The sequence below is a fragment of the Catenibacterium sp. RTP21428st1_D7_RTP21428_210409 genome, from assembly GCF_040227455.1.
GTDB classification, from domain to species: Bacteria; Bacillota_I; Bacilli_A; order Erysipelotrichales; family Coprobacillaceae; genus Catenibacterium; species Catenibacterium mitsuoka_A.
In genome coordinates, this window is the sequence record NZ_JBEHVX010000049.1 from 1 (window position 1) to 16865 (window position 16865).

At 33.6% G+C, this 16865-nt stretch carries 21 protein-coding genes; 6 read left to right on the forward strand and 15 right to left on the reverse strand.

The annotated features are described in order from the left end of the window. Positions 1 to 244: 244 nt before the first annotated feature. From ABUA27_RS07945 to ABUA27_RS07955, 3 genes are all read left to right on the forward strand, one after another. The gene (locus tag ABUA27_RS07945; protein ID WP_349820526.1) at positions 245 to 805 is read left to right on the forward strand and encodes a redoxin domain-containing protein; all 561 of its coding nucleotides are present in this window, start codon (positions 245 to 247) and stop codon (positions 803 to 805) included. A 663-nt stretch (positions 806 to 1468) separates the two neighbouring features. Further along, complete coding sequence (locus ABUA27_RS07950) at positions 1469 to 1897, forward strand: HTH domain-containing protein (protein ID WP_349820527.1); 429 nt, start codon at positions 1469 to 1471, stop codon at positions 1895 to 1897. Between the two features lie 17 nt (positions 1898 to 1914). Continuing rightward, the gene (locus ABUA27_RS07955; protein WP_349820535.1) at positions 1915 to 2946 is read left to right on the forward strand and encodes an IS3 family transposase; all 1032 of its coding nucleotides are present in this window, start codon (positions 1915 to 1917) and stop codon (positions 2944 to 2946) included. On the opposite strand, the gene ABUA27_RS07960 is transcribed toward ABUA27_RS07955, so the two are convergent. Both ABUA27_RS07960 and ABUA27_RS07965 read right to left on the reverse strand, forming a co-directional pair. Further along, positions 2896 to 3267: a hypothetical protein gene (locus ABUA27_RS07960; RefSeq protein ID WP_349820528.1), complete on the reverse strand. Its 372-nt coding sequence runs from the start codon at positions 3265 to 3267 to the stop codon at positions 2896 to 2898. The two genes, ABUA27_RS07955 and ABUA27_RS07960, sit on opposite strands and share 51 nt — an antisense overlap. Positions 3268 to 3373: 106 nt before the next feature. Further along, entirely contained in the window at positions 3374 to 4405 is a 1032-nt protein-coding gene (locus ABUA27_RS07965) for an aldo/keto reductase (protein ID WP_349820529.1), read from the reverse strand. A 277-nt stretch (positions 4406 to 4682) separates the two neighbouring features. Between ABUA27_RS07965 and ABUA27_RS07970 the strand changes: the two genes are divergently transcribed. Next, positions 4683 to 4916 (forward strand): tyrosine-type recombinase/integrase, encoded by a 234-nt coding sequence (locus tag ABUA27_RS07970; RefSeq protein ID WP_168082026.1) that lies wholly within the window; start codon positions 4683 to 4685, stop codon positions 4914 to 4916. A gap of 86 nt (positions 4917 to 5002) precedes the next feature. On the opposite strand, the gene rpsR is transcribed toward ABUA27_RS07970, so the two are convergent. The 6 genes from rpsR to ychF form a co-directional block, all read right to left on the reverse strand. Continuing rightward, positions 5003 to 5233 (reverse strand): 30S ribosomal protein S18, encoded by a 231-nt coding sequence (gene rpsR / locus ABUA27_RS07975; protein WP_006505606.1) that lies wholly within the window; start codon positions 5231 to 5233, stop codon positions 5003 to 5005. 15 nt (positions 5234 to 5248) lie between these two features. Next, positions 5249 to 5737: a single-stranded DNA-binding protein gene (ssb, locus tag ABUA27_RS07980; RefSeq protein ID WP_349820530.1), complete on the reverse strand. Its 489-nt coding sequence runs from the start codon at positions 5735 to 5737 to the stop codon at positions 5249 to 5251. A 16-nt stretch (positions 5738 to 5753) separates the two neighbouring features. Continuing rightward, the gene (rpsF, locus tag ABUA27_RS07985) at positions 5754 to 6044 is read right to left on the reverse strand and encodes a 30S ribosomal protein S6 (protein ID WP_117459108.1); all 291 of its coding nucleotides are present in this window, start codon (positions 6042 to 6044) and stop codon (positions 5754 to 5756) included. 121 nt (positions 6045 to 6165) lie between these two features. After that, the gene (ispD, locus tag ABUA27_RS07990; RefSeq protein ID WP_287968778.1) at positions 6166 to 6801 is read right to left on the reverse strand and encodes a 2-C-methyl-D-erythritol 4-phosphate cytidylyltransferase; all 636 of its coding nucleotides are present in this window, start codon (positions 6799 to 6801) and stop codon (positions 6166 to 6168) included. Between the two features lie 39 nt (positions 6802 to 6840). Beyond that, a complete protein-coding gene (gene srtB, locus ABUA27_RS07995) occupies positions 6841 to 7560 on the reverse strand; it encodes a class B sortase (protein ID WP_349820531.1) in 720 nt (239 codons plus the stop codon). After that, positions 7560 to 8660, reverse strand: coding sequence for a redox-regulated ATPase YchF (gene ychF / locus ABUA27_RS08000; RefSeq protein ID WP_022425728.1), 1101 nt, complete (start codon positions 8658 to 8660; stop codon positions 7560 to 7562). Before ychF ends, srtB begins: the two co-directional genes overlap by 1 nt. A 91-nt stretch (positions 8661 to 8751) precedes the next feature. Here ychF and ABUA27_RS08005 point away from each other — a divergent pair, with 91 nt between their 5' ends. Both ABUA27_RS08005 and ABUA27_RS08010 read left to right on the forward strand, forming a co-directional pair. Beyond that, positions 8752 to 9225, forward strand: coding sequence for a phosphatase PAP2 family protein (locus ABUA27_RS08005; RefSeq protein ID WP_050772169.1), 474 nt, complete (start codon positions 8752 to 8754; stop codon positions 9223 to 9225). A 60-nt stretch (positions 9226 to 9285) separates the two neighbouring features. Further along, positions 9286 to 9981: a polysaccharide deacetylase family protein gene (locus ABUA27_RS08010; protein ID WP_349820532.1), complete on the forward strand. Its 696-nt coding sequence runs from the start codon at positions 9286 to 9288 to the stop codon at positions 9979 to 9981. A 196-nt stretch (positions 9982 to 10177) separates the two neighbouring features. Here the strand turns inward: ABUA27_RS08010 and ABUA27_RS08015 are convergent, their stop codons facing one another. The 7 genes from ABUA27_RS08015 to ABUA27_RS08045 form a co-directional block, all read right to left on the reverse strand. Next, positions 10178 to 10372, reverse strand: coding sequence for a DUF951 domain-containing protein (locus ABUA27_RS08015; RefSeq protein ID WP_022425725.1), 195 nt, complete (start codon positions 10370 to 10372; stop codon positions 10178 to 10180). A gap of 2 nt (positions 10373 to 10374) precedes the next feature. Beyond that, positions 10375 to 11796, reverse strand: a complete 1422-nt coding sequence (locus tag ABUA27_RS08020; RefSeq protein ID WP_349820533.1) for an NAD(P)/FAD-dependent oxidoreductase — start codon at positions 11794 to 11796, stop codon at positions 10375 to 10377. A gap of 73 nt (positions 11797 to 11869) precedes the next feature. Further along, on the reverse strand, positions 11870 to 13336 hold the full coding sequence (locus ABUA27_RS08025; protein WP_129981210.1) for a family 1 glycosylhydrolase: 1467 nt from the start codon (positions 13334 to 13336) through the stop codon (positions 11870 to 11872). A gap of 94 nt (positions 13337 to 13430) precedes the next feature. After that, entirely contained in the window at positions 13431 to 14318 is an 888-nt protein-coding gene (locus tag ABUA27_RS08030) for a ParB/RepB/Spo0J family partition protein (RefSeq protein WP_022425722.1), read from the reverse strand. Next, entirely contained in the window at positions 14308 to 15078 is a 771-nt protein-coding gene (locus ABUA27_RS08035; RefSeq protein ID WP_331901229.1) for a ParA family protein, read from the reverse strand. Before ABUA27_RS08035 ends, ABUA27_RS08030 begins: the two co-directional genes overlap by 11 nt. 86 nt (positions 15079 to 15164) lie before the next feature. After that, positions 15165 to 16025 carry a phosphatidylserine decarboxylase gene (locus ABUA27_RS08040; RefSeq protein ID WP_281073049.1) on the reverse strand — a complete coding sequence of 287 codons (861 nt, stop codon included), beginning with the start codon at positions 16023 to 16025 and terminating at the stop codon, positions 15165 to 15167. 1 nt (position 16026) lies between these two features. Next, positions 16027 to 16659 (reverse strand): CDP-alcohol phosphatidyltransferase family protein, encoded by a 633-nt coding sequence (locus tag ABUA27_RS08045; RefSeq protein ID WP_349820534.1) that lies wholly within the window; start codon positions 16657 to 16659, stop codon positions 16027 to 16029. Positions 16660 to 16865: the final 206 nt, after the last annotated feature.

Genomic DNA, 16865 nt, shown 5'->3' on the forward strand with positions numbered 1-16865 from the left:
TTCAGCTTCATGAACGCCGTTTAATCGGTGCTTATGAAATTTAATTTTCACTGACCTGTGGTTTGTGGGTATTCAAAAAAACTATTCATATTGTAAAAGATTGTTTTATCTTTCACATGTTTAATATACCCAGCTTTTGTGAACTCTATGCAACTTTTTTGTGTCAAACATGTAAAGAATTATTGTGAATTATGTGATGATAATCTCAAGTTTTTATTCACATACTTTAGATGGAGGTGATTTTGTGTCTTTACTTTATAAAGAAGTAGATGATTTTGAAGCTTATGCTTATCATCAAAAACAATTTAAGAAAGTCACAAAGAAGGATTTACTAGGAAAATGGACTTTATTTTTCTTTTATCCTGCTGACTTTACTTTTGTCTGTCCTACTGAATTAGAAGATCTACAAGAAAAATATCAAGAATTTAAGAAAGTGAACTGTGAAATTTATGCCATTTCTACAGATACCCATTTTGCTCATAAGACATGGCATGATATTTCTAAAAACATTTCTAAAATAGAATATCCAATGATTGTCGATCCTACACATTCACTTACCTATGATTTTGATGTCTTTGATGAAAATGATGGTTTAGCTCAAAGAGGAAGTTTTATTATTGATCCTGAAGGTAAAATCGTTGTCTATGAAGTCAATGCTGGAAATGTTGATAGAAATGCTGATGAACTTTTAAGACGTTTATATGCCTGTCAATTTGTATATGAACATGGAGATAATGTTTGTCCTGCTAAATGGAAATTAGGTGAAAAGACAATTCAAACAACTATTGAAAATATTGGTAAATAGAAAATGACTGTTTTTTAACAGTCATTTTCTATATCTTAGTATTCTAAAAGCTTATTGGTTAATTCATTCATTGCTTGAATTACTTGTGTAAACTCTTCATTTAAATATACTTCTTGATTTTTGATTTCTTCTTGATAAATATTAATTTCTTCTGCAAAATCAGGATATTCTTGTTCTGCCTTTTCAAAGATTCCTAATAAAGCAGGATATGTTTTAGCAAATTTAAATTGTCTATTTGTTGTCCAAAATACATTATTTGGATTTGTTTCTTCACTTAATCTTCTTTGTGCTCTTAAGTTTGATTCTACAGAGAAATCATAAAAACCATATTCAGATCCACCATTTATATGCCAAGCTAAATCTAAAGCTCCATCTTTATCATTAGAAATATTACCTTTTTCTAATGCTTGAATAATATCATTGAATAATTCAATATTTTCTTGATATTGTGCAAATGATGTTGTAATCGTAGAAGATAATTCAATACCAATAAAATGATCTTGAATATACTTAAAAGCTTCATGAAGCTTAAGATTTAATTCTCTTCCTTCTAAAATGGACCCTGTAAAAAGGACACGATAAAAAAGGATATTTATTTCGTGACCCTGTTTTACAGGGTTTTTATTTTGCGTAGTATAATGATTATAGAATGGTGGTGTTATTATGGGAGTAAATTATTTTAGTGATAAACAAGTAAAGGAACTCGAAAAGAATCCATATGTAAAGAAAGTATCTATCAAAAGCATAACCTATTCAGAAGAATTCAAAGAACTCTTTTGGATTGATTTACAGAAAGGCATGATGCCTGGAAACATATTTAGAAAGTATGGATTTGATCCTCATATGTTAGGGTCTAGTCGAACTCTCATGTTCACAAATCGTGTAAGGAAAGAAGCAGCAAGAGAAGAAGGATTCAAGGATACCAGAGGCACAAAATCCGGAAGACCTTCTACAAAGAATTTTACCATTGAGGAACAGCTAGAAAGGCTTAAGCAGAAAAATAAAATTCTCCAGCAGGAGAACGATTTTTTAAAAAGAGTGAGATTTATCAACAGAAAGCAAATCTCAAAACTGCAGAAGGACAAACAATAAGAGAAAAATATAAACTAATAGATAGAACTCTTGAATCACCTAGAAATAAACTGAGTGTCACAGCATTATGTGATACTGCAGGTGTTTCAAGAAGTGGGTTCTATTCATGGAAGAAACGAAAAAGTTTCATAAGCGAAAAAGAAGAGCAAGACCGTAAGGATTTTGAACTGATTTTAGAAGCATACAAGTTTAAAGGATATGACAAAGGCAGACGTGGTATTCATATGCGTCTTCTTCACATGGGCATTGTGATGAATCATAAAAAGATTTCAAGACCGATGAAGAAATACGGTCTATTCTGCCCAATAAGAAAAGCCAATCCTGCAAGAAGAATGGCTAAGGCAATGAAAACATCAAATTATGCAGATAATATTCTAAACAGACACTTCGAGGAGTACGGTCCTGGATATGTGCTTGAAACAGACATTACTTATCTATTCTACGGTCATAAAAGATCTAAAGCCTATCTATCAGTGGTAAAGGATGGCTTCACAAAGCAGATTCTTGCATATGTATTATCACCGTCTTTAGAAGTAGACTTTGTCCTGGAGACAATAAATCAGCTTTACAGTAAACATAAGCATAATATTCATACTGATGCTCTGATACACAGTGATCAGGGTGTGCATTATACAAGTGTCAAGTTTATTGACTTACTTAAGAGCCTGGAAATCAGACAGTCAATGTCAAGAAGAGGAAACTGCTGGGACAACGCTCCCCAGGAATCCTTCTTCGGACATATGAACGATGAGATGGGCAGATATATAGAGAATGCCGGCTCATACGAAGAACTGAAGGAAATAATAGATTCCTATATGGTTTATTACAACAATGATCGTTATCAGTACAATCTAGCCATGCTTTCACCAAATGAATACTTAGAATATTACATGACTGGTGAGTACCCACTCAACCATATCGCAAAGGATCCTGATGAATATAAGGAAAAATTCAGACAGGTAAGAAATAATCTTGATAGAAACTCAACGCTCGAGAAATTAGTAGCTATCCTTCAAAGAATAACTCATTTCAAACAGTCCATCAGGTAATCTGCGTAGATGACTTCTGATTATATCTATATCATTATGACTTAATGATGCAAAGCCAAAATCATCCATCTTGGTGAATATAACAGTGCCATTAAAATAACCGTCAGCGTCATCTGGAAAAGATCTGTAAACAATAGTATGATCAGTATCATATACACTTAAATCCTTTACAAGAAGATAGACTGATGGATCATCATCAAATATATAATCACGGTAGTCAAATACACCAAGTTCATTTCTTATGACTTCCTTCATTCTATCTGTTTCCAATACACATAAAACTCCATCTTTAATAATTACATATTTATATAGTTTACACATAAAAATATCCTCCTGGTTAATTACACCTAGAGGATATCTTTATTTCTAATCATTTTTAAGCGCCTTTTTATTTAATGTCCTTGACACGGGGGGGCCACATTACATCTTATTTTCTCCAAGATTTTTCTACTTCGTATCCTTCTTCTTTTAACATTCCTCTTAATTGGTCAACACGCCATTCAGCACCGTCACCATAGATTGTTAGTGTAGCTAAAGTTTCATCGATTTCTTTCATTTCTTCATCAGTTAAAACAATATTGCATGCTTCTAAGTTTGAATCAATGAATTCTTGTTTGTACATACCAGGAATTGGAATCATCATATCATATTTAGCCATTACCCATGCTAAAGCTAATTGTGCATATGTACATCCTTTTTTAGTTGAAAATTTTTCTAACATTTCAAATAATGGTTGATTTTTTTCTAAGTTTTCTTCTGTAAACCAAGAGAATGTTCTATGAATATCATCATTCTTGAATTCTAATTTCATACCTGGTCTATAAGCACCAGTTAATAAACCTGAAGCTAAAGGCATATAAGGAGTCATAGCAATTCCTAATTCTTTACATGCTTGTAAAGAACCGTCAGTTTCAATATTTCTAACAACCATAGAAAATTCATTTTCTACGATCGCTACTGGACATACAGCATGTGCTTTTCTGATTTGATCTTCTCTTGCTCTTGACATAGCCCAAGCCTTAATTTTACCTTTTTCAATCAAATTTTTCATAGCTTCTGCATATGTTTCAATTGGTAAATCATCAGGAACTCTGTGCATCATATAGATATCAATATAATCAGTTCCTAATCGTTTTAATGAAGCATCACATCTTGCTTCAATTTGTTGAGCAACTGTACCATTAGCTGGATCATTTACAGGTGCTACCTCTGGATTGAACTTAGTTAAGATTTGTACTTCTGATCGAATTGGTGCTAAAGCTTCACCTACTAAGATTTCATTATGGCCATTAGCGTATACATCAGCTGTATCATATAATGTAACACCCATTTCATGAGCCTTACGCATCATGGAAATACATTCTTCTCTAGGAGCTGGATCACCGTGCGCATGAGAGAATCCCATACATCCCATTCCCATTACTCCAATTTCCATACCTTGAACATTAACTTTTCTCATCATAACTCCTTCTTTCTTATCATTATTCCGGTATACCGGTGTATCTATATCTATAATAACTCAATATTTTTTTTAAAAGTCAATAAATAAATACTATATTCAACAAATCTCATCATGTAAAAAATGCTTATGTAACCTTCTTACGAATACTATTTCTTGTAATACATATTGACATGAAAAAGGCCATGATTTCTAAATGTAATGTATATGAAGATCATAATCTAGTCTTTGCAGGTAATACTACTAATTACATTAATCGTCATACTGCATCATCTAGATTAGCTTCAATAAAAAAGGAACAGACTATGAATCTATATCTGTTCACTTCTTACGTCACGCTAATGCGACTTTATTATTAATGAATGATGTCGATCTAAAAATTGTATCTGCTCATCTTGGTCATAGTGATATCAATATAACCGCTGATACCTATACAGACGTATTACATGCTCGTCAGAAATTCGTTGCTGACTTAGTTGACCTCAATTTAGAGGATGAAAACGACAAATAATACGCACTTCTCCGTTAAAAATCACGTATAAAACGCTATTTCGCAAAAAAAACCTCGATTTTATCGAGGTTTTTCCTTCATTTTAACTATTCACCAACGTATGGTAATAAAGCCATCTGTCTTGCTCTCTTGATTGCTCTAGCAAGTTTTCTCTGATACTTAGCGCTTGTACCAGTTACACGTCTTGGGATGATTTTACCGTTAGCTGAGATAAATCTCTTTAAAAGTTCAACATCTTTATAATCGATGTAATCAATCTTGTTTTTAGTGAAGTAGCAAACTTTTCTTCTACCCATTCTCTGTCTTCTGAAAGCCATTGTTGTTTCCTCCTGTTAGAATTGAATATCGTCATCCATGATATCATATGAATTCACTGAATCATCAAAATCTTTATCTAGATCCACTGTCTTCATATCATAGAAGTCATTGTTGTTTTGTCTAGGCTGCTGAGTCATTGTAGGCTGCTGCATCATAGGTGCACTCTGCTGAGCTCTTTCTCTCTGTGCTCTTGTTTCCAAGAACTGAACTGAATCAGCCACAACCTCTGTTACATAAACTCTCTGGCCTTGATTGTTGTCGTAACTACGAGTCTGTATACGACCGTCGACTGACACAAGTGAACCCTTGCTGCAGTACTGTGCAACATTTTCAGCAGGTTTTCTCCATACAACACAGTTGATGAAATCAGCTTCCTGACCATCTCTTGTTGAGAAGTTACGATCAACTGCTAAAGTAAAACTTGTTACAGCTGTACTATTACCTGTTCTTCTTAATTCAGGATCTCTTGTAAGTCTTCCGACTAATGCGACACGGTTAAGCATTCGCCCTCACCTCTTCTTAGTCTCTTCTTAAAGTTAAGTGACGTAATACGCTTGGGTTGATACGTGATAAACGTTCGAATTCAGCGATTGCTTCTGGAGTTGTATGAGTGTCGATTACTACATATAATCCCTTAGTATAATCTTTGATTTCGTAAGCCAATTCACGTAAGCCTAACTTTTCAGTGTCAACGTTATCAACAACACCTTCACCTTCAGTTAAGATTGCTTTAAAACCATCTAATACTGCATTCTTAGCATCATCTTCTAAATCAGGTTTTAAAATCATCATAATTTCATACTTGTTCATTTTTTTACCTCCTCTGGTCTTGACGGTCTAGAATACTTCTAGACAGGCAGTAATATTTTACATGCTCGTTCATACTATCACAAGAAAATCAAAAAAGCAATGATAAATCGAAGTTTTTTAACTATTTTAGATCTTCTTTCGTAGTGATTTTAATATTGTCATAATCACCTTCTACAACATAGACATCTTTACCCTGTAATTCCAACATAGATGCATCATCTGTTGCCTGAATATTATTTTCAATGGCTTCTTTATAAGCATTTCTAATAAGTACTGTATCAAAAGCCTGTGGTGTCTGTGCCTGCATCAGTTCAGATCTAATAAGTGTTTCTACTACCTTACCGTCCTTGACACGCTTGATTGTATCTTTACATGGTACCATTGCAAGAACTGCCTTATATTCTTCCATACCTACTACCAAACGGTCTAGAAGGTCTTTTTTCACAAAAGGTCTTGCGCCATCATGAATCATTACATAATCACTTGTGACATGTTTTAATCCTTCATAAACAGAATCCTGTCTTTCTTTTCCACCTTCTACAAACTTCATACATTTCTTATTTAATAGTTTCTTGAAATGTGACTGTTCTTCTTTTTTACATACAATAATGATTTCTTCACATCTCTTATCATGTAAAAAGACATTCACTGTCTTTTCATATACAGTCTCTCCCTGTAATTGATAGAACATCTTGTTGTAACCAAGACCTGTCCTCTTACCACTTCCTGCACATAATATAATTGCGCCATACATCATGAATCACCTCTATATCATTATATATAAAAAAAACGTAAATTACTTTACGTTTTTCTCTAGTCTTGCAAATAAAACACTACGTGATGGCGTATCATGCGCATAACAAGTAGATAAAAGCAGTAATGGTGCTGTATTTTGTGTATCTACATCTCTTGATTGTTTAGCGGATGATTTCGCATTAGCCACATAACTTGCATAATCAATATCCTTCAAGTAATAATCACTTGTTGCATCAATGATCTTAGTACTATAGATAGAATATACATTAATGCTGCCATCTGGTAAATAAATATATACTTCTGGATGATTATTAAAATAATCCTGATCTGTAAACTTCTTAATATTCGCAAACATTGAACCATTCTTCATATTATGACCATAAATAATTGTATTACTATCAGTCAAAGAAGAATTATTATCTTCATCTAAGAAAATACTGCCTGCAAATGAATACTTCTTCTCATAGTTTGTATGAATATATGTATCATTTGTTTTTCCTTTTAATAAAGCATAATCAATGTTTGTATTAGGAATATAGATCCATCCTACGATATCTTCATTAATACTCTTTAGTTGGTTAAAATCAACTTTTCTATCCAGTGGTGAATCCTGCTTCACTTCAGTGACGACTTCTTCTTGTAGCTTCTTGTTGTCAGAGTTGACCTTATGATATTTATATCCAATGTTCGCAAGATTACCTGCACTATATAGAAAGACAGCTAAACATACTACAAGAAGAATACGTCTAATGATTTTCATTATACGTTAAACTTGAAGAACATGATATCACCATCAAGTCCTTTATAAGTTTTTCCTTCCTGTCTGATCTTACCAGCTTCTTTTAAAGCCACTTCACTCTTATACTGCATCATATCATCATAAGTATAAGTTTCAGCTTTAATGAAACCTTTCTGGAAGTCTGTATGAATAATACCGGCCATTTCTGGTGCTGTCATACCATTAGTAAATGTCCATGCACGGCATTCATCAGGTCCTACAGTAAAGAAAGTCTTTAAGTCTAATAAAGCATATGTTTCTTTAATAAGCTTATCTAAACCACTTTCCTTGATTCCTAAATCATCCATGAAGATAGCTTTATCTTCTGCATCTAATGCAGCTAATTCACTTTCAATTTTAGCGCAGATAGGAACAACATCGCATCCTTCTTTTGCAGCATATTCTTTTAAAGTAATATAGTATGGGTTTGAATTTGGATCTTCGATATCTTCTTCACCCATATTTGCTACATAGATCATAGGCTTAGTAGTTAATAAGTTGAACTGTTTTACATAAACCATTTCTTCCTCATTAAAAGTAAGCGTACGAGCCATCTTACCAGCTTCTAATACTTCTTTTAATGGTGCTAATACTTCCATTTCAGCTTTAGCTTCTTTATCACCAGTCTGAGCTTTCTTTTCAATCTTACCAATTCTCTTGTCAACTGTTTCTAAGTCAGCCATTACAAGTTCAAGATTGATTGTTTCAACATCACGTACTGGATCTACTGAACCATCAACGTGAGTAATATCCTTATCTCTAAAACATCTTACTACTTCACATATTGCATCTGTTTCTCTGATGTTAGCTAAGAATTTATTTCCTAAACCTTCACCTCTAGATGCACCTTTTACAAGGCCGGCAATATCTGTAAATTCAAATGTAGTATAGATAGTCTTCTTTGGATTAAAGATTGCAGCAAGATCATCTAATCTATGATCTGGTACTTCAACAACACCTACGTTAGGATCAATTGTTGCGAATGGGTAGTTGGCTGCTTCTACCTGTGCGTTTGTGATTGCATTAAATAATGTAGATTTACCAACGTTTGGTAAACCAACGATTCCTGCAGTTAATGACATAATTTATATTCACTCCTTTTAATCTACATTATTTTATTATAACTAACATCAAAATGCAATGAATGAATGGTATAATGGGGAAGGTGATAGAATGAATAATATATATGAAAGACTCAATCAATTTTTATGGTCTCATCCTACTTATAAAAAAGTGGTAGGATTTCTTACAATCGCATTAAAATATATCATGATGGCTTCTTATGTGATGTTATTAATTGGTTTCTATATAACTCATGATGATTATCTCATTTATGCAATTATTAAACCTTGTGCTGCATTTCTTATTGTGACAGTGATTAGAAAACTAATTAATCAATCACGTCCCTATGACTACTTAGAAGTCACTCCACTCTTTGAACATCGTGAAGGATGTTCTTTCCCTTCTAGACATGCTGCAAGTGCATTTATTATCGCATTTACTGCGATTCATTTTGATTTATATATTGGTATAGTGATGCTTATATTCGCATTTTTAACTGCCATTACAAGGGTTTTAAGTGGTCTTCATCATATCAGTGATGTGACTGCTGGTATGGTGCTCAGTCTTATTATTGAACTTTTATAGAATACATAACTATTACACAGAGAAATGTGTATAATGGTATCCGATAAAGGAGATGTGATTATGAAAAAGATAAATATTGCGATAGCTTTCATGCTTCTCATCAGTCTTGTTTATAGTCCTGTACATGCTGATGAAGTAAAAGAGGTTTATCTGACTTTTGATGATGGACCTTCTCATAACACACCTCAAGTATTAGATATTCTCGATAAATATAATGTGAAAGCGACATTCTTTGTGACTGGTGAAAATGCCCGTTACCAGAGCTATATTCGTACAGCTTATTTAAAAGGACATGCCATTGGTGCACATAGCTATACACATAAGTATAGTATTTATCAAAGTGAAGAAACTTATTTTGAGGATTTAGGTAATATTGAGAAAATCATCAAAGAACAAACAGGACGTACCAGCAAATTGATCCGTTTCCCTGGAGGAAGTTCAAATACGGTATCAAGACATTATTCACAGGGAATTATGGCTAAGGTTGCACAAGTTGTAGAAAAGAAAGGCTATAAGTACTATGACTGGAATGTATCTTCTAATGATGCGACAAGACGTTCAGTAAATCCTGCACGTATTATTGAAAGTTCTAAGTCAAGACTACCACGTGTCTGTATTTTAATGCATGATACAGCCACTAAAACAACTACAGTACAGGCATTACCTGCAATTATTGAATACTATCAAGCAAATGGATATACTTTTAAAACATTAGAACATACTGACTTTGTCAGTCATCAACGTATCAACAACTAACGAGAGGCATAATGCCTCTCGTTTTTGTGTAAATAAAAAAAGGATAACTGGAGGGGCGGTCGAACCATTTCTAAGAATGGGCATCCCTCATCCGCCATATATCTAATTAGATATACGCCGTGTTAGACGAGACCGATTTTTCTACATCAGTTATCCTTTTCTAAGTCAATTAAATCATTTTTTTAATGAAGTCAAGTTATTCACTTTCTTTATGTTCAATTACTTTTTTTAATCTCTTTTCAAAATCTCTTCGTGAAAACATGATAATTGCACCGCAACCCATGCATTTCACTTTAATGTCCGCACCCATTCTTACGATTTCCCATTGTGTGGATTTCTTACATGGATGAGGCTTTTTCATTTCAATAATATCATGTAATCCGTATTCCATCATCATTCTCCTAATCTTTTAATAATATCTCTTGCAACTAAGATTCCATTAGCACCTGCCTGAGCAAGTCCACGTGTTAAACCTGCACCATCACCGGCAACATATAAACCATCTACAAGAGTTTCAAATCCTTCTCTTACCTTTGGTCTTGCACTATAGAATTTAGCTTCTACACCATAAAGTAATGTATGTTCATTCGCAATACCTGGTGTTACGTGATCTAATGCTTCAATCATTTCTACGATTGATTTCATTGTATTGTATGGTAATACAAGACCTAAATCACCTGGAACAGCTTCTGGTAATGTAGGCACTGTATAACCTTCTTTTAAACGCTTTTCAGTTGTTCTTCTACCCTTTTTGATATCTCCATATCTCTGTACGATGATAGAACCATTTGATAGTTTGTTTGCTAGTTGAGCCACCTGATGGGCAAATTCATTAGGCTGGTTAAATGGTTCAGAGAATACATGAGATACTAATAATGCAAAGTTAGTATTGTCAGATCCTAATTTAGGATCATGATAAGCATGTCCATTGGCCATCATTGTCCCTTCATGGTTTTCTATTACAACATGTCCACTAGGGTTTGAACAAAATGTTCTTACTCTTGTACCTACAGATGTGTTATAGATGAACTTTCCTTCATATAAGTTCTTATTGATTTCATCCATAACGATATTAGATGTTTCTACACGTACACCAATATCTACCTGGTTGTTATAAAGATCTAAGCCATGTTTCTTAAAGATAGCATTTAGCCATGTCGCACCATCTCTACCTGGTGCAAGTAATACTTTAGATGCTGTAATGATATCACCCTTTGCAAGCTTGATACCCTTGATTGTATTATCTTCTACAATAATATCTTCTACTTCTGTATTAAACTGGATATCAATATGTTCCTTTAATGTTTCCTGCATTTCAGTCATGATACGTAAGTTTTCTTCTGTACCTAAATGTCTGACCTTAGCACGTAATAACTTTAAACCTACTGCATAGCCTCTGTGTTCGATTTCTTTTACTTTGTCTGTAGTTGGGTCAGTAATATCTTTAGTTGCCCCATGCTTTAAATATAAGCTATCTACATAACGAATTACATCTTCTACTTCATTTGCTGGAAGATAATCAGTAAGCCATCCACCAAATTCACTTGTAATATTAAACTTACCATCAGAATAAGCACCAGCACCACCAAATCCACATGTAATAGAACATGCTGGTAAACAACCTGGTTCATTATCTTTAATTACTGGACACTGTTTGATCTTCTTATCTTTGATAGGACAATGTCTTGCAGTCACTGCTCTTCCTTTATCAATTAATAATACTGATAAGTTAGGATTCTTTAATACGAATTCATAACTTGCCATAATTCCTGCTGGACCAGCTCCTACTACAATTACATCATAATTTTCTCTCATATATACCTCACTTCTTTACCATTCAATAATACCATTCTTTCGACATAAAGAAAAGGTAGTAAAACCACTACCTTTAATCTTCAAATAAGCATGCACCATTTGTTTCAATGACATGTTTGTAATAATCAAATGATTTCTTCTTATAACGTTTATAAGTACCATTACCTAGATCATCACAATCTACATAGATGAAACCATAACGTTTAGACATCTGTTTTGTAGATTCAGAAACAATATCAATACATCCCCAAGATGTATAACCCATGAGGTCTACACCATCTTCTACAATCGCATTATACATTTCTTTAAAGTGTGCATCGAAGTAATCAATTCTATACTGATCATCTACAGTACCATTCACTAATTCATCCTTAGCACCTAAACCATTTTCTACTACAAATAATGGCTTTCTATAACGGTCATATAAGTCTACTAAAGATATTCTTAAACCAATAGGGTCAATCTGCCATCCCCAGTCAGATGATGGAATATATGGGTTCTTAATAGCCACATTAGTATTAGCTGCAGTCTTCTTTAAACCGTTGTCATCTTTTGCAACACAGCTAGATGAATAATAAGAGAATGAAACGAAATCAACTGGATATTCTTTCATAATTTTTAAGTCATCTGGTTCCATCTTGATATTGATGCCTTCATTCTTGAATTTAGATAATAAGTATGCTGGATATTCACCAAATACCTGTGTATCACTATAACAATATGTACTTCTCATATCCTGTTGTGCCTGTAAAACATCTTCAGGTTTACATGTATATGGGTAGTAAGTAAGCTTTGTTAACATACAACCTACTTTAGCATCAGGTCTTGCTTCATGTACGATCTTAGTTGCAAGTGCACTGGCTACAAACTGATGATGCATTGCCTGGAAGATCACTTCATTAAAGTTCTTACCTGGGAAACGATCTTTAATAAGTGCACCTGTAGTATATGGGTGTCTGATCATAGAGTCTACTTCATTAAAAGTAAGCCAGTATTTTACTTTATCCTTATATCTATCTACAATCACTTCACAATAACGTACAAACATTTCAATGACTTCTCTTGAATACCATCCATCATAATTTAATACAAGATTAATAGGTGGTTCATAGTGAGAAATAGTGACTAATGGTTCAATACCATATTTTAAACATTCATCAAATACATCGTCATAAAACTTTAAACCTTCTTCATTAGGTGTTGCATCATCTGCGTTAGGGAAGATTCTTGCCCAGGCAATAGATAAACGGAATACTTTAAAACCCATTTCTGCAAATAGCTTAATGTCTTCTTTATAGTGGTGATATCCATCTGCACCATGTCTTTTTGGATAGTATACTTCATCCTGTGTTTTTAATGCTTCTTCGATGTCAGCTGTAGTGACTTCGTTTTGTTTCTTATAGTCCTGTACATCTACATCTAAATGACTTCTAGCACAGTCTGAGACAGTGATACCTTTACCGCCTTCATTCCATCCACCTTCGTACTGATTGGCAGCAACAGCACCGCCCCATAAAAATCCTTCTGGAAATTGTTTCATATTGTGTGTCCTCTTCTTTCATATTTATTATACATAGAATATAAATTAAACATTGAGATTTCCCAGAAATGAAAAAAGAACAGTTTCCTGTTCTTTAGATATCTTCTATAACACCCATGATTTCTAGAATACGATTTAGGTCTTCTGTATCAGAATACTTAAGAGTAATTGTTTTTTCTTCTACCTTTACTTTAGTACGGAACTTCTTTCTTAATAAATCTTCTGCATAAGTATAGGTCGTATTTTTTTCTTTCTTAGGCGCATTTTTACGCTTCTGAGCAAGTTTATATCCTCTAACGATATCTTCTACCTGACGTACAGAAAGTTTCTCTTTAATAGCACGATTCGCAATTTTAAGAGCTGTTTCATCATCTAAACCTACTAATGGTCTAACATGTCCCATAGAAAGAATACCTTCTAGAATATACTGCTGAAGTTTCTCATTGATATTAAGAAGTCTTAAAGTATTAGTGACATGAGTTCTTGATTTTCCAATACGTCCAGCTAGTTCTTCCTGAGTCAGATTCATCTTATCCATCATAGCTTTATAAGCCTGTGCTTCTTCAATCGCATTTAAGTCTTCTCTCTGAATGTTTTCAAGAAGCGCAATTTCCATCATCTGATCATCAGTGAAGTCTACGATAATTGCAGGAACTTCTTTTAACCCTGCAATATTAGCTCCTCTAAATCTTCTTTCACCAGCTACAATATCATAACCATGAATAGACTTCTTTAATAGAATTGGCTGTAGAATACCATGTTCCTTAATAGACTGAGCCAATTCATTCAACTTATCCTGATCAAAATGTTTTCTAGGCTGATAAGGATTAGGTCTGATTAAATCAATAGAAACTTTTTCTTGAGTGAATTCATTAGAATTACTTTCAATCGCAGAAATCATTGATTGAAGATCTCCACCGGTAGATGTTGTATCAAAGATTGCATCTAATCCTTTACTTAAACGTTTTTTCTTATCTGCCATTTCTACTCACCACCTCTTTCGCAAGTCGTGCGTAAGACTTCGCACCTTCACTACGTGAATCATAATCAAAGATTGAAAGACCTGCAGAAGGTGCTTCTGAGAGCTTTACATTTCTAGGAATAACTGTTTTATAAACCTTATCCTTAAAGTATTTACGTACTTCCTGTGTCACTTCTACACCTAAATTAGTACGTGAATCAAGCATAGTCAATAATACACCTTCAATTGTGAGATTACGGTTAAATACTGACTGTGTTAATAAAATAGTATTTAATAATTGTGTTAAACCTTCTAGCGCATAATATTCACACTGTACTGGTATTAAGACACTATCTGCAGCTGTAAGAGCGTTTGTGTTTAATAAACCTAAAGCTGGTGGACAATCAATAATAATATAATCATATTGATCTCTAACACTATCCATTGCTTTTCTTAAACGTTTTTCTCTTCCCTTTGGTACAGCTGATAGTTGTACTTCTACACCCGCTAAGTCAATACTAGCAGGTGCCACATCTAGATGTGAGATTTCACTATGTTTGATGATTGATTCAATGGGTACTTCATCAATAAGTACGTCATAAGTTGTTTTTTCTAAACTAGAACGATCGATTCCAATACCCTGCGTCGCATTAGACTGAGCGTCCATATCTACAAGTAATACTTTCTTCTTCATAAGTGCGAGTGCTGCACATAAATTAATACTAGTGGTTGTTTTTCCTACACCACCTTTTTGGTTTGTAATTGCGATTACTTTGCCCATCACATAACCTCCTTATTCGCATTCTTAATTATAGCATAAAACTCTTTAAACAAAACAAAAAGAATGAGAAGGTATTCACCTTCTCACTATTTTAGTGTACCGATACGTTCTCCCATAAGAACACGTACTTCATCTTCATTTTTAGAAATGTTGAGAATATCCTCATCAATATCTACAATATCTTTTTTTATAAATAAGACAACTGTACTGCCACCAAATTCAAAATAGCCTTTTTCTTCACCACGTTTAAAGGTTTTCTTATTTAAGTTAGTAATTTTACCAACCATCATAGCCCCTACTTCCATCTGAACTACGTCACCAAAGTGTTTTGTATGAAGAACTGTATAAGAACGGCTATTAGTCTTATAGATAGGATAATAATCACTTGCGATAGGATTGACTGTATGGAAAACACCTTTAATAAAGTGATCTTTGTCAGCTGTTCCATCATCAATGAAATGATAGTGATGATAATCATCTACTGTAAGTCTAAATACAAGACATAGACCACCTCTATATTCATCTGCAAGTGAAGGACTCATTAATAAGTCTTCAATTGTATAAACTGAATTCTTAATTTTAAGCTGTAATGTATCCTCAATAGGATAAACAGTGAGTTTACTATCACAAGGCGCAATAAGAACTTTTTCATCCATATCGATATGTCTTACACCATCTTTAATAGTACGTGTAAAGAAATCGTTATAAGAATGATAATCTTGTGATTCATATAGATTCATATCAATATTGTTTTTTTCTACAAAAGAATTGATTTGTCCTTTAGAGAGAGAAGAATTCATAAAAGCACCACCAAGTTCTGTAATAACAGGCTGAGTGAGTACTTTTAGTAAGCATCTTCCTGCAAGTGATCCATATAATTTCTCTAAGAAGAGATCCTGTGACTGATCATATTCTAATTTTTCACCATTACGTTTGAATATTGCCATACTAGATTAAAACAACACCTTTAATAATTAAAACGATTAATAAAATAATACCAAAGCCAATAAGACCTAGGACCCCCTTAAAATCAGGCTTGATTACTTTGATATTAGCTACGAATAGAATACCTACAACTAGTAGTCCAATTAAATAAACAAACTGAACTTGAGGTACTTTAAGCCATACTGTTAAACAGTAAATCATTGGAAAAATTAGAGAAGAAGATGTAACAGGTAATCCCTGGTAATATTTTCTTTTTTCAGTAGTCTGCTGCTGTCTCATATCTTCCATAACATTAAAATATCCTAGTCGAATAACAGCACCAAGAATATATATAATAAAGATGATCAAACAAGGGAAACTATTGAATCCCATTGAGTAGGCAATGATTGCAGGATAAACGCCAAAACTGATTAAGTCTACAAGAGAATCAATCTGAATACCAAACTTCTTTTCTTCTTCTGTTCTGTCCTTTTTTGAACGTGCAACGATACCATCGAAAGAATCAAAAAAGCCACAAAGCATAAGACAGAATAATGCCAAAACATAATTGTGTTCAAATGCGAAATGTGTTCCTACAATCGCACTAATCAAACTACAATATGTTAGAATGACTGTATAGTTGTAATAACCAATCATACAATTCACCTTTCCTTCTTTTTTATAATCGGGTTCATTATAGCATGAATGCATATTGAATGATAGATATTTAACTTCTTTCTGTAAATAAAAAATAGCCTATTCAAGGCTATTTTCTCGTTTTTAATAATAAAAAAAGGACCTGGCAGCTTGCTATTGTCGCGTCTTCACACTATCGTCGCCGTTATGATGCTTAACTTCCGTGT

Coding starts and splice junctions, on each gene's coding strand:
- ABUA27_RS08040 (WP_281073049.1), bottom strand. CDS start 16,025: ATGGCAATATTCAAACGTAATGGTGAAAAATTAGAATATGATCAGTCA.
- ABUA27_RS08020 (WP_349820533.1), bottom strand. CDS start 11,796: ATGAGAGAAAATTATGATGTAATTGTAGTAGGAGCTGGTCCAGCAGGA.
- rpsF (WP_117459108.1), bottom strand. CDS start 6,044: ATGAACAAGTATGAAATTATGATGATTTTAAAACCTGATTTAGAAGAT.
- srtB (WP_349820531.1), bottom strand. CDS start 7,560: ATGAAAATCATTAGACGTATTCTTCTTGTAGTATGTTTAGCTGTCTTT.
- ssb (WP_349820530.1), bottom strand. CDS start 5,737: ATGCTTAACCGTGTCGCATTAGTCGGAAGACTTACAAGAGATCCTGAA.
- ABUA27_RS07950 (WP_349820527.1), top strand. CDS start 1,469: ATGGGAGTAAATTATTTTAGTGATAAACAAGTAAAGGAACTCGAAAAG.
- ABUA27_RS08010 (WP_349820532.1), top strand. CDS start 9,286: ATGAAAAAGATAAATATTGCGATAGCTTTCATGCTTCTCATCAGTCTT.
- ispD (WP_287968778.1), bottom strand. CDS start 6,801: ATGATGTATGGCGCAATTATATTATGTGCAGGAAGTGGTAAGAGGACA.
- ABUA27_RS08005 (WP_050772169.1), top strand. CDS start 8,752: ATGAATAATATATATGAAAGACTCAATCAATTTTTATGGTCTCATCCT.
- ABUA27_RS08015 (WP_022425725.1), bottom strand. CDS start 10,372: ATGGAATACGGATTACATGATATTATTGAAATGAAAAAGCCTCATCCA.
- ABUA27_RS08030 (WP_022425722.1), bottom strand. CDS start 14,318: ATGGCAGATAAGAAAAAACGTTTAAGTAAAGGATTAGATGCAATCTTT.
- rpsR (WP_006505606.1), bottom strand. CDS start 5,233: ATGGCTTTCAGAAGACAGAGAATGGGTAGAAGAAAAGTTTGCTACTTC.
- ABUA27_RS08035 (WP_331901229.1), bottom strand. CDS start 15,078: ATGGGCAAAGTAATCGCAATTACAAACCAAAAAGGTGGTGTAGGAAAA.
- ABUA27_RS08025 (WP_129981210.1), bottom strand. CDS start 13,336: ATGAAACAATTTCCAGAAGGATTTTTATGGGGCGGTGCTGTTGCTGCC.
- ABUA27_RS08045 (WP_349820534.1), bottom strand. CDS start 16,659: ATGATTGGTTATTACAACTATACAGTCATTCTAACATATTGTAGTTTG.
- ABUA27_RS07965 (WP_349820529.1), bottom strand. CDS start 4,405: ATGAGAAAAGTTAATGTTCAAGGTATGGAAATTGGAGTAATGGGAATG.
- ABUA27_RS07960 (WP_349820528.1), bottom strand. CDS start 3,267: ATGTGTAAACTATATAAATATGTAATTATTAAAGATGGAGTTTTATGT.
- ychF (WP_022425728.1), bottom strand. CDS start 8,660: ATGTCATTAACTGCAGGAATCGTTGGTTTACCAAACGTTGGTAAATCT.